The following is an 11761-nucleotide window of genomic DNA, read 5'->3' as shown; positions in this document are numbered from 1 at the left end:
GGGCCAAGAACAATATTCGGAGACGGACAATGAAACGGCGCTTCATCCTGAGCCTCGACCAAGGCACCACCAGTTCACGCGCGATGCTGTTCGACGCCCAAGGACGACTGGTGTCATCGGCGCAGAAGGAGTTCACGCAGCGGTATCCGCGTCCCGGCTGGGTGGAACACGATCCGTGGGAACTCTGGTCGACGCAGTCGGGCGTCGCCGCCGAAGCGCTGTTGCGAGGCGGCGCGGAAGCCGGCGATATCGACGCGATCGGCATCACCAACCAGCGCGAGACGACCATCGTGTGGGACCGGGAGACCGGCAAGCCCGTCCACAACGCCATCGTATGGCAGGACCGGCGCACCGCCGACCTGTGCGACACGCTCAAGGCGGACGGCCTGTCGGCGATGGTGCGCACGAAGACGGGCTTGCCCATCGACGCGTATTTCGCCGCGACCAAGATCCGCTGGATCCTGGACAACGTCGAGGGCGCGCGCGAGCAGGCGGCGCGCGGCAAGCTCGCGTTCGGCACAGTCGACAGCTGGCTCATCTGGAATTTCACGAAGGGCGCGCTGCACGTCACCGACATCACCAACGCGTCCCGCACGATGCTCTTCAACATTCACAAGCTCGACTGGGACGACGACCTGCTCGACGCCTTCGACATCCCGCGCAACCTGCTGCCCGAAGTGCGTGCGTCATCGGAATGCGTGGGCCGCACCGCAGCGGGCGTGCTGACCGCCGAAGTGCCGCTGGCCGGCATCGCGGGCGATCAGCATGCCGCACTGTTCGGCCAGATGTGTACACGTTCCGGCATGGCGAAGAACACTTACGGCACCGGCTGCTTCCTGATGATGAACACCGGCACACAGCCGATCGAATCAAAGAACGACCTCGTCACGACGATTGCATGGAAGCTTGGTGACGAAGTCCATTACGCGCTGGAGGGCAGCATCTTCATCGCGGGCGCGGTGGTGCAATGGCTGCGCGACGGACTGGGCATCATCCGCAGCGCGGCCGAAGTCGAGGCGCTCGCGCGCAGCGTGCCGGACTCCGACGGCGTCTTCTTCGTGCCGGCTTTTGCGGGACTCGGCGCGCCGCACTGGAGCGCCCGCGCGCGCGGCACGCTGTTCGGCGCGACGCGCGGAACGACGGCGGCGCACATCGCGCGCGCAGCGCTGGATTCGATAGCTTATCAATCGGCGGATGTGCTCAAGGCCATGGAAGCCGACTCGGGCATGCATATCGATGAATTGCGCGTCGATGGCGGCGCCTGCGCCAATGATCTTCTGATGCAGTTTCAGTCCGACCTGCTCGGCATCGACGCGGTGCGTCCGCGCATCATCGAAACAACCGCGCTTGGCGCAGCCTGTCTGGCAGGACTGGCAACGGGATTCTGGCCTGACATCGAAACGGTGCAGCAGCAGTGGCAGCAGGACCGGCGCTTCAACCCGTCGATGCAGCCCGCACGCGTGGCGGCCAGCCTGAAGGACTGGCGGCGCGCGGTGGCTGCCGCCAAGGCCTGGGGCGACGACACCGCGTTGCCTGATTCATCGCATCAGAGGGCGTGACGGCGATCGCCCCGGCAAAGCTTATTGCGTCTTCTTGTGCGAAGTGAGATAGGCCAGCAGCATGTCGGTATGCATCGCCGCGATGGCTTCGTAACGCGGCTGCTCGCTATAGTTGCGCCCGATGAACGCATTGATCGAGAAGCGGTTCGACACCACGTAGTACCCCATGCCTACTACCGTGATGTAGAAGTCGAGCGGATCGATGCCCGGCCGGAACTCGCCCGACGCCATGCCGCGCTCGAGGATCTCGCGCATGATGGCAATCACCGGGGAGATGGTTTCGCGCAGCGTGCTCGACCGCTCCAGGTATCGTCCTTCATGCAGGTTTTCGTTATTGATCAGACTCAGCCATTGAGGGTTTTCGCGCAGATGATCCCAGATGGACTCGGCCAGCTTGCGCACGGCCTCGGAAGGCGGCAGGCCCGTCAGATCCAGACTGACTTCACGTTCTCCGAAGCGCCCATACATTGTTTCGATAACCGAAACGTACAAGCCTTCTTTACTCGTAAAGTAGTAATAGAGCATGCGCTCATTGGTCTCGGCCGCGGTGGCGATGGCGTCGACTCGTGCGCCGGCCAGGCCGAACCGGGTGAACTGTTCGGTGGCCGCCTCCAGAATGCGCCGCCGTGTTCCCTCCGGGTCTCGCTTTATTTTTGGTTCGCTCATGATAGCGCTCGCTCAGTTATCAATCCGGAAACGGATTATCTGCATTATGCCGCGCATCATTCGACAGTTAGTCAAAGTATGCATGCGGATTGTTGCTGCCTTGACGTCTCTGTGACAAGACGTTCTCCTATGGCTGATCATTCCTTCGTTCACCCCTTCGCAATGCTCGCCGCGACCGCCTCGTCCGCGCAGCGCAGCAAGCCCTGAATCAGCCGCGCGCGCGGCGACGAACGTTGCCACACCATGCCGAAGCGGCGCGGCTCTGCTTGCATCGGCAGAGCAAGGCGCGCAATGGACAGCGCGGCGGTCATCGGCGAAACGATGTCCGGCACGAGCGAGACGCCCAGTCCGCGATCGACCATCATCGCGATGGCCATCAGCGAATTCAGTTCGAACAGTTCGCGCGGCACGATGCGTGCAGCCCGGAGATAGTTGTCGGCCTGCTTGCCGCCGCCTAGCGTTCGGTCATAGCGGACGAACGGCTCGCGCCGGAGCAACTCATGCGGATCCTCGCGAGCCAGTCTTCCGGGCGCCAGCACGACGAGCGGCTCCTCACGCAGCAAGTGCCAGTCATAGGCCTTCGGCAACGCGAACGACGGATGCAGGCAGATGGCGACATCGAGATCGCCGCGTTGCAGCGTGTCGTACAGCTCCATCGAGGTGCCCGCGCGAATCAGCACCTTGGCGCGCGGAAAGGCGCGCGCAAAGTTGGCGAGCACATCGGGCAGCAGACTCAGCAGCGCCGTCGTGATGGTGCCGATCCGCAGTTCACCGGTCGGCTCGCCTTCCAGCGCGTGTGCCTTGAGATCCGCGATATCGGCAACCAGGCCGCGCGCCCGCTCGATCACGCGATGCCCCGCCTCGGTCGGAATCACCGTGCGGCCCGAGCGCACGAACAGCGTGATGCCGAGCTCACGTTCGAGCGACGCCATTTGCTGTGCGATCGCCGCCGGCGTCACGCCGACGCGCCGCGCCGCTTCCGCCATCGAACCGGTATCGACGACGAGCAGCAGGTTGGAAAGGAACGCTGATTCCATAACGTAGATTTGCTTTTGTTTGAAGATAGACGCGGATAGTTTATCTAAAACCCGAGCCTGCGTAGACTGTTTGATAAAGCAAATACAGTTCAGAACAGTTGGGAGACACATGAGAAGCAAGCTCTTCGTGCCGGCATCGCGCCCGGAACTCTTTGCCAAGGCGCTCGCCGGCGCCGCCGACGCCCTCTCGTTCGACCTTGAAGACAGCGTGACGCCCGAGCGCAAGCCGCAGGCGCGCGCGGACTTGCGCGTACTGCTCGAAAGCAGCGACGCCCTGGCGAGCGACAAGACGCTGATCGTGCGCGTGAACGCGCTGTCCACGCCGCATTTCGCCGCCGATATCGACGCAGTGGCACGCAACGGCGTCTCCCTCGTCAACCTGCCGAAGCCCGAACATCCCGACGACGTACTGGCCGCCGCCGCCGCGCTGGAAGCCGCCGAACGCGCCAACGGCGTGAGCGCGCCGATCGGCCTGCTGCTCAATGTCGAGTCGCCGCGCGCATTGCGCCAGGCCGCCGAGCTGGCCGCCGCGCATCCGCGAGTCGCGGGGCTGCAACTCGGGCTGGGCGACCTGTTCGAGCCGCTCGGCATTGCGCGGCGCGAGAACGCGGCCATCGAACAGGCGATGTTCGCGCTGCGCATCGCGGCGGGCGAAGCGAACGTCTTCGCCTACGACAGCGCCTTCGCCAACATCAAGGACGCGGACGGCTTTCGCGCGGAGGCGCAACTGGCGCGCGCGTTCGGCTTCATCGGCAAGAGCTGCATTCACCCGAGCCAGATCGCGATTGCCAACGACGTCTTCCGTCCTTCCGACGAAGACATCGCGCACGCGGTGCGGGTCGTCGTTGCCGCGCGCGAAGCGGATGCAAAAGGTGTCGGCGCGTATGTCGTCGATGGCCGGATGATCGATCCGCCGTTCGTCGAACGCGCGCGCGTGCTGGTCAGCGACGCCGCGCGGCTCGGCCTGCTCTCCGACGAGCAGCGCGCCGTTGCGGGAATTTGAAAGGAGAAGGTTTCATGGAACAGAACATTGGGCGCGGCGGGCCGCTCTCCGGCGTGCGCGTGCTCGACCTGAGCGCCTACATCGCCGGTCCTTATGGCTGCACGCTGCTGGCGGATCAGGGCGCCGAAGTCATCAAGATCGAGCCGCCCACGGGCGACAACCTGCGCAAGTACCCGTCGACGCTCGAAGCGGAAAGCCGCGCGTTTCTCGGCGTGAACCGCGGCAAGCGCGGCCTCGCGCTCGACCTGAAGCAGCCGGAAGCGCTGGACGTGTTGCTCGCGCTCGTGAAGCAGGCCGACGTGCTCGTGCATAACTTCCGTCCGAGCGTGCCGGCGCGGCTCGGCATCGCTTACGAGCAGCTGCGCGAAGTGAATCCGCGGCTCGTGTATTGCGCAGTGACGGGCTATGGCGAAACCGGTCCGAACAAGGACAAGGCGGGCTACGACCAGGTCCTGCAGACGATGACCGGCATGTGTACGCTGCAAGGCCCGGCCGACGGCCCGCCCGAAGTGCTGTACGGCTCGGTGGTGGATTACTACGCGGCGGCGCTGGTGGCGTCGGGCGTGGCGTCCGCGCTGTTCGCGCGCGAGAAAAGCGGCGAAGGGCAGTACGTGGGCGTATCGCTGCTGCGCAGTGCGCTGACGATGCAGTCCGCGCGTCTCATCTGGGCCGACGGCGAACCGAAGGACGTAGGCCGCGACATGCGTTCGGGCGGCATCACGGGCATTCATCCGACGCGCGAAGGGTATCTCTATCTTTCCGCGAACACGCCGCATTTCTGGAAGTCGCTGTGCGAGCTGACCGGCCTCGACGCGCTTGCCGCCGACGAACGTTACGACAGCGTGCGCAAGCGTGCGATCCATCGCGATGAAATCGTGCCGCAACTGCATGCGGCGCTCGCGCAGCGCAGCGCGCTCGAATGGGAAGCGCGCTTCGGCGACGCGGTGCCTTGCGCCGCTGCACGCAGCGTGGAAGACATGTTCGACGATCCTCAAGTCCTCGCTGAAGAGATGGTCACGCATTTCGAGCATCCGGGCCTCGGCGGCTATCGCGGCTTCCGGCATCCGGTGCGCTTCGGCGCGACGCCGCTGCCCGAGCCGTTCGCCGCGCCCGCCTTCGGCCAGCACAGCGATGCGCTGCTGCGCGAAGCCGGCCTGAGCGAAGCGGACATCGAAGCATTGCGTGCGAAGCGCGCCGTGCTGTGAACGGAGACCTGCCGCGATGAAATGCGATTCCCACATTCACATCTATGACCGCGCGTTCCTGAAGCAGCCGGACGCGCACGGCTTCGTCGCCGATGCCGATGTCGCCGCGTATCGCAGGGTGCAGGCGCGCATCGGCACGGAGCGGGTCGTGATCGTAACGCCGCGCGTGTACGGCACCGACAACGCCGTCACCGTCGATGCCATCCGCCAGCTCGGTATCGAGCATGCGCGCGGCATTGCCGTGCTGCATCCGGACGTGACCGACGACGAACTCGCCGCGCTCGACCAGGGCGGCATACGCGGCATCCGCTTCACGCTCTACACGGCGGCGAATGCGGCGGTCGGCTTCGAGATGGTGGAGCCGCTCGCGCGGCGCGTCGCCGAACTCGGCTGGCACGTGCAGCTGCACTGGACCGCGGAACAGATCGTCGAGCACGAAGCGCTGTTGCGCAGCCTGCCCGCGACGATGGTGTTCGATCACCGCGCGCGCCTGCCACTCGCTGACGGCGTGCGTCACGCGGCCTTCGACATCGTGCGCAGTCTCGCCGACGCGGGCCGCGCCTGGATCAAGCTGTCCGGTCCTTATCTGGATTCGGCGGCGGGCCTGGAGCAACGCTACGCCGACATCACGCCGATGGCGCGCGCCTGGGTCGATGCCCTGCCCGAGCGTCTCGTATGGGGCAGTGACTGGCCGCACGTGACCGAGACGCACAAGCCCGACGACGCCATGCTGCTCGATCTGCTCGGCGAATGGGCCGAGGACGACAGGACCCGGGAACGCATTCTCGACACCAACCCCGCCGTGTTGTACGGCTTCGCGATCTAAAAAGAACAAGACTCACAGGAGACACCGCATGAAATCCACCGCCGCGCCAACGCCCGTGCGCAAGACCCGTTTCACCGAAGCCACCATCCGGCTGTTCGAGCGCACCATTCCCGACCCGTTCGTGCTCGCGATCCTCATCACCGCGATCGTCGCGGTGCTCTCGCTGATCTTCGCGCCGCATGCGTCCGTGCCGGGCATGATCGGCGGCTGGTATAAGGGCTTCTTCGGCATCTTCACGTTCGCGTTCCAGATCACGCTCGTGCTCGTCACGGGCCATGCGTTCGCGCACGCGCCGCCGGTGCAGCGCCTGTTCAAGGCGCTCGTGTCGGTCGCGCGCACGCCCGCGCAGGCCGCCACGCTGACCTTCGTGCTGGTGGCCGTGACCTCGTTCTTCAACTGGGGCATGGGGCTGGTCGTCGCGGCGCTGCTCGCGCGCGAAGTGGCCAAGCGCCTGCGCGTGGACTTCGCGTGGATCGTCGCGGCAGGGTTCTCGGGCTGGGTCGTGTGGGCCAGCGGCATTTCGAGTTCCATCGCGCTGGCGCAATCGACGCCAGGCAGCGCGATGAACGTCGTGCAGAAGCTGACGGGCGCGGTGCTGCCGTTCGGCGAGACCGTGTTCACGCGCTTCAATCTCGTGCCGACGCTCGTGATGCTCGTCGTCATGCCCTTCGTGCTCACGTGGCTCAAGCCGCGCGACGAAGACGCCGTGGTGCTCGACACCGACAAGCATCCCGACGCCCCGGTGCGCAAGCGTCCCGAAGGCAAGCTGAGCTTCGCGCAGGCCATCGAGCATTCGTGGCTCGGCAGCGCGTTCATCAGCGTGATGGGGATTGCGCTGATCGTGCTGGCGCAGGTGCAGCACATCCCGTTCTCGGGCGTGAACGCGGTGATCTTCGTGATGTTCATCGGCGGCGTGATCTGCCATGGCTATCCGCTCGCCTATGCCGATGCCATCAAGAACGCCGCGAAGCAGACCGGCTCGATGATGCTTCAATACCCGCTGTACGGCGGCATCATGGGCATGATGGACGCCACCGGCCTCCCCGACGTGATCTCGCACTTCTTCATCACGATCTCGAATGCGCACACGCTGCCGTTCTGGAGCTACATCTGCTCGGTGATCGTCACCTTCTTCATTCCGAGCGGCGGCGGTCACTGGGCCGTGCAGGGGCCGTTCGTGGTGCCGGCGGCGGTCGCGCTGCATGCATCCGTGCCGGCGACGACGATGGCCGTCGCCATGGGCGAGCAGGTCTCGAACATGTTGCAGCCGTTCTGGGCCGCGCCGGTGGTCGCGATGGCGGGCGTCGGCGTGCAGCGCGTGCTCGGCTTCACCGTGATGACCTTTGCCGTGGGTTTGATCGTGTATGGTGCGGCCTTGCTCATTTTCATCTGACCCGCGATGAACGGAGAACCCTCGATGAAGTCCGCCGCACCCTCGGTCGCCACGCGCGAGAGCCCGGGCCTGAAAGAACGCTGGTGGCGCGTGTTCGACGTGCGCATCGGCGCGTTGCCGCTGCCGGTCTATGTGCTGCTGATCCTCGTGCTCGGCGCGATGACCGCGCACGGCAAGCTCGCCGCCGACCTGCCGACCGGCATCGCGCTCGTCGCGGTGGGCGGCTTCACCTGCGCCGAACTGGCGAAGCGTATTCCGTGGATCCGTCACATCGGCGCGACCTCGATCTTCGCGGCCTTCATCCCGTCGATGCTGGTGTACTACCACCTGATGCCCGCGCCCATCGCGAAGGCTGTCACGACCTTCACCAGGCAGTCCAACTTCCTCTATCTGTTCATCGCGGCGATCATCGTCGGCAGCGTGCTGAGCATGGACCGGCAGACGCTCGTCAAAGGCTTCGTGCGGATCTTCGTGCCGGTGGCGGCGGGATCGGTGGCGGCGGCGCTCGTCGGCACGACTGTCGGCACGGTGCTCGGACTGGACCTGAAGCACGCGCTCTTTCTCGTCGTGGTGCCGATCATGGCGGGCGGTGTCGGTGAAGGCGCACTGCCGCTCTCGGCGGGCTATGCGCAGATTCTCGGCGTCGAGCAAGGGCCGCTGTTCGCGCAGGTGCTCTCGGCGGTGATGCTCGGCAACATCGCGGCGATCTGCTGCGCGGGTCTCCTGAGCTATCTCGGCACACGCCGTCCGCAGCTCACCGGCAATGGGCGCCTGACACTCGCCCAGGCCGACGACGACGTCACCGAAGCCCGCGCACCCTCCTTCGAGTTCGATGTCAGTTCGGTCGCGGCTGCGGGCGCGACGGCCATCGCGCTGTATCTGGTGGGCGTGCTGAGCCATCAATACTCGACTGGCCCGCGCCGGTCGTGATGCTCGTGCTGGTGGTCGCGGCGCAGTTCTTCCAGCTCGTGTCGCCCCGCGTGCGCGGCGGCGCGCGCTTCATGTACGGCTTCTTCTCCACCGCCGTGACCTATCCGCTCATGTTCGCGATCAGCGTTGCGATGACGCCGTGGGGCGAGATCGTTGCCGCGTTCCATTGGGTCAACATCGTGACGGCCGTGTCCACGGTGCTCACGCTGACGCTGACCGGCTTCCTCGTCGCGCGCCGCATGGGCATGTATCCGGTCGAGGCGGCCATCGTCAACGCCACGCATAGCGGCCTCGGCGGCACCGGCGACGTCGCCATCCTGACCGCCGCCAACCGCATGGAATTGATGCCCTTTGCCCAGATCGCCACGCGCATCGGCGGCGCGATCACGGTCATGATCGCGCTCGCGGCCTTCGCCTGGCTGCACTAGCCGCTGCAAGGATATTTCGCTCGCCTGGCGCTTCCCCGCGCCAGCTTGACCTTCGCTTATCCCGTCTTTACGAAACCACTTTCCGCACCTTTCACATTTCTGCAAGAAAACCCCGCTAGATTGACGGTCTGAATCAGGCGCCCGATTCCATCGGCACGAAGCTTGTCCTCAAGCTCGTGTCGTCCGTCGATCAACCCGCTCCATTCACCTCAAGACCACCTACATGACCCGCTTCTTCAAGCCGGGCAGGCCGCTGCTCGCGAGTGCAATCGTTTGCGCCACGCTCGTGCTGACAGCCTGCGGAGGACATGACTCAGGCTCCGATGCGCCTGCGTCCAGCGACGCTTCCACCTGCAAGACCAGCCACTGCGCACCCGCTCCCTGAGCCACGCCGCCCCTCCCGCCTCTCCCATAACGAGCCCACAAGAACGCATGACTTTCAGTCCATCGAAGAGAAACTTCCTCCGCTCGTCGCTCGGCACGGTCGCATCGGCAGCGGTGCTCTCGACCTTTCCGCCCGCGATCCGCCGTGCCCTCGCCATCGATGCGAACAACGTCACCGGCACCATCAAGGACGTGCAGCACGTCGTGTTGCTGATGCTCGAGAACCGTTCGTTCGACAGCTATTTCGGCACCTTCAAGGGCGTGCGCGGCTATGGCGACCGCTTCGCGATTCCGTCGCCGACGGGTTCGAACGTCTTCTACCAAAGCTATACCAATGGCGGCGCCACCAGCACGCTGCTGCCCTATCATCTCGACGAAAGCCAGGGCAACGCACAGCGCGCCGGCAGCACGCCGCACAGCTGGGCCGATGCGCAAGCGGCCTGGGACAATGGCCGCATGGCGGCATGGCCCACTTCGAAGAAGCCCTTGTCGATGGGTTACTACGAGACCGTCGAAGTGCCGTTCCATCGCGCGCTCGCGGATGCCTTCACGCTATGCGACGCCTATCACTGCGGCATGCATACCGGCACCATCGCCAATCGCCTGTTCTACTGGACCGGTACGAACGGCCCCAACGGCGTGACGCCGGGCGGCAACGTGCCGGTCAGGGTGGCCGCGCTCAACAATGAATTCAACGGCGGCAACGACGTGGGCGCATCCACGGACGGCTGGACCTGGACGACCTATGCGGACCGGCTGCAGTCGGCCGGCGTGAGCTGGAAGGTCTATCAGAGCCTGATCGACAACTTCGGCTGCAACGAGATGATGAGCTTCCGCCACTGGCGCGCGGCCATCGAGCAGATGCCGGCGGAGCGGCGGCCGCTGTATGTCGCGAGCACGGACATCACGCAGGCGGTGACGGCGGCCGGTCCGTTCTACGATGCCTCCATCGACGACCCGCTGAGCCCGCTCGCGAAGGGCTTCGGCAACACCATGCCGCAAGGCTTCCTCGAAACCTTCCGCGACGACATTCAGAAAGGCACGCTGCCGGCCGTCTCGTGGATCATCCCGCCTTCGGTGTACAGCGAGCATCCGGGGCCGTCCAGCCCGACGCAAGGCGGCTGGTACGTGCAGGAAGTGCTCGACGCCCTCACCGCGAATCCGGAGGTGTGGAGCAAGACGGTGCTGCTCGTGAATTACGACGAGAACGACGGCTTCTTCGATCACGTGCCGCCGCCGAGCGCGCCGTCGCATGCGGCGGATAACTCGATGGCCGGCGCCAGCACGCTGTCGGACATCGAAATGGCGCCCGAATACCACAACTTCACGCCGGCGACGAGCAAGCAGCCCGCCAGCGACGGACGGCCCTACGGCCCCGGGCCGCGCGTGCCGATGTGGGTGATCTCGCCATGGAGCCGCGGCGGCTTCGTGAACTCGCAGGTCTTCGATCACACCTCGACGCTGATGTTTCTCGAGAAGCGCTTCGGCGTAGTGGAGCCGCAGATCAGCAGCTATCGACGGGCCGTGTGCGGGGACCTGACGTCGTGCTTCGACTTCGTGAGCCCGAACAGCGCTACGTTGGCGGCCTTGTCGGGACGCACCACAAAAGACTCCGCCGATTCGCTCGCCACCTCGCAGGCAGCGTCTGCGGCGATTGCCGTTCCTGCGGCGACGGCGGCATCGGCGGTGCCCGCTCAGGCCACGGGATCGCGCCCGTCGCGTGCCCTGCCCTACGAGTTGCATACGACGGCGCATATCAGCGCGGGTTCGGGCGGCATCGCATTGGAGTTCGCCAACGGCAGCGCGAGCGGCGTGGGCGCGGTCTTCCACGTGTACGACCGCAATCATCTCGATCTCGTGCCGCGCCGCTATGTGGTCGAGGCGGGCAAGTCGTTGACGGGAACCTGGACCGTGCCCGCCGCCGACAACGGCCGCTACGATCTCTGGGTGCTCGGTCCGAACGGCTATCACCGCGAGTTCGTCGGCAACCTGAACGAAGTGAGCGCGGCGGCGAACCCCGAGATCCAGGTCTGCTATCTGCCGTGCGATGCGACATCTGTCAGCGTGAAGCTGCATAACCGCGGCAACCAGCCCGTGACCTTCACGGCCGCCGCACTCGCCTATCGGACCGATGGACCGTGGAGCAAGACGGTTGCGGCCAACAGCATCGGCGAACTGAGCTGGCCGGTGACCGACAGCGGCAACTGGTACGACTTCACGGTGACGAGCAGCACGTCAGCCGCATTCAGGCGGCGCTTCGCGGGACGGATCGAGAATGGCAAGGATCTCGTCTCCGACCCGGCCATGGGGATGAAGACGGGCGCTTGATG

The 11761-nt window shown here is 65.4% G+C and carries 9 protein-coding genes and 1 pseudogene; 7 read left to right on the top strand and 3 right to left on the bottom strand.

Annotated elements, in window-relative coordinates; all coding sequences use genetic code 11:
* Positions 1-29: 29 nt before the first annotated feature.
* On the top strand, positions 30-1559 hold the full coding sequence (gene glpK / locus QCE62_RS17705) for a glycerol kinase GlpK (protein ID WP_309921029.1): 1530 nt from the start codon (positions 30-32) through the stop codon (positions 1557-1559).
* A gap of 21 nt (positions 1560-1580) precedes the next feature.
* On the opposite strand, the gene QCE62_RS17700 is transcribed toward glpK, so the two are convergent.
* Together QCE62_RS17700 and QCE62_RS17695 are read right to left on the bottom strand one after the other, a co-directional pair.
* Complete coding sequence (locus tag QCE62_RS17700) at positions 1581-2225, bottom strand: TetR/AcrR family transcriptional regulator (protein ID WP_309921027.1); 645 nt, start codon at positions 2223-2225, stop codon at positions 1581-1583.
* Between the two features lie 149 nt (positions 2226-2374).
* Positions 2375-3262 carry a LysR family transcriptional regulator gene (locus QCE62_RS17695; protein WP_309921025.1) on the bottom strand — a complete coding sequence of 296 codons (888 nt, stop codon included), beginning with the start codon at positions 3260-3262 and terminating at the stop codon, positions 2375-2377.
* Positions 3263-3371: 109 nt separating this feature from the next.
* Here QCE62_RS17695 and QCE62_RS17690 point away from each other — a divergent pair, with 109 nt between their 5' ends.
* The 5 genes and pseudogenes from QCE62_RS17690 to QCE62_RS17670 all read left to right on the top strand — a co-directional run bounded on the left by QCE62_RS17690 (position 3372) and on the right by QCE62_RS17670 (position 9047).
* On the top strand, positions 3372-4265 hold the full coding sequence (locus tag QCE62_RS17690; protein ID WP_309921022.1) for a CoA ester lyase: 894 nt from the start codon (positions 3372-3374) through the stop codon (positions 4263-4265).
* A gap of 14 nt (positions 4266-4279) precedes the next feature.
* A complete protein-coding gene (locus QCE62_RS17685) occupies positions 4280-5470 on the top strand; it encodes a CoA transferase (RefSeq protein WP_309921019.1) in 1191 nt (396 codons plus the stop codon).
* Positions 5471-5486: 16 nt separating this feature from the next.
* Entirely contained in the window at positions 5487-6296 is an 810-nt protein-coding gene (locus QCE62_RS17680) for an amidohydrolase family protein (RefSeq protein WP_309921015.1), read from the top strand.
* A 28-nt stretch (positions 6297-6324) separates the two neighbouring features.
* Positions 6325-7689: a TIGR00366 family protein gene (locus QCE62_RS17675; protein WP_309921011.1), complete on the top strand. Its 1365-nt coding sequence runs from the start codon at positions 6325-6327 to the stop codon at positions 7687-7689.
* Positions 7690-7713: 24 nt separating this feature from the next.
* A pseudogene (locus tag QCE62_RS17670) lies at positions 7714-9047 on the top strand (2-hydroxycarboxylate transporter family protein).
* 219 nt (positions 9048-9266) lie between these two features.
* Here QCE62_RS17670 and QCE62_RS17660 read toward each other — a convergent pair.
* The gene (locus QCE62_RS17660) at positions 9267-9437 is read right to left on the bottom strand and encodes a hypothetical protein (RefSeq protein ID WP_309921004.1); all 171 of its coding nucleotides are present in this window, start codon (positions 9435-9437) and stop codon (positions 9267-9269) included.
* Between the two features lie 42 nt (positions 9438-9479).
* Here QCE62_RS17660 and QCE62_RS17655 point away from each other — a divergent pair, with 42 nt between their 5' ends.
* Entirely contained in the window at positions 9480-11759 is a 2280-nt protein-coding gene (locus QCE62_RS17655; RefSeq protein ID WP_309921002.1) for a phosphocholine-specific phospholipase C, read from the top strand.
* Positions 11760-11761: the final 2 nt, after the last annotated feature.

This window comes from Caballeronia sp. LZ033 (genome assembly GCF_031451265.1).
Lineage (GTDB): Bacteria > Pseudomonadota > Gammaproteobacteria > Burkholderiales > Burkholderiaceae > Caballeronia.
Note: the sequence above shows the minus strand (reverse complement) of the source record. Positions and strands in the feature narration are given on the sequence as shown.

What these genes read in the sequence shown, in the direction of transcription:
- glpK (WP_309921029.1), top strand. Translation starts at nt 30, where the DNA reads ATGAAACGGCGCTTCATCCTGAGCCTCGACCAAGGCACCACCAGTTCA.
- QCE62_RS17700 (WP_309921027.1), bottom strand. Translation starts at nt 2,225, where the DNA reads ATGAGCGAACCAAAAATAAAGCGAGACCCGGAGGGAACACGGCGGCGC.
- QCE62_RS17695 (WP_309921025.1), bottom strand. Translation starts at nt 3,262, where the DNA reads ATGGAATCAGCGTTCCTTTCCAACCTGCTGCTCGTCGTCGATACCGGT.
- QCE62_RS17690 (WP_309921022.1), top strand. Translation starts at nt 3,372, where the DNA reads ATGAGAAGCAAGCTCTTCGTGCCGGCATCGCGCCCGGAACTCTTTGCC.
- QCE62_RS17685 (WP_309921019.1), top strand. Translation starts at nt 4,280, where the DNA reads ATGGAACAGAACATTGGGCGCGGCGGGCCGCTCTCCGGCGTGCGCGTG.
- QCE62_RS17680 (WP_309921015.1), top strand. Translation starts at nt 5,487, where the DNA reads ATGAAATGCGATTCCCACATTCACATCTATGACCGCGCGTTCCTGAAG.
- QCE62_RS17675 (WP_309921011.1), top strand. Translation starts at nt 6,325, where the DNA reads ATGAAATCCACCGCCGCGCCAACGCCCGTGCGCAAGACCCGTTTCACC.
- QCE62_RS17655 (WP_309921002.1), top strand. Translation starts at nt 9,480, where the DNA reads ATGACTTTCAGTCCATCGAAGAGAAACTTCCTCCGCTCGTCGCTCGGC.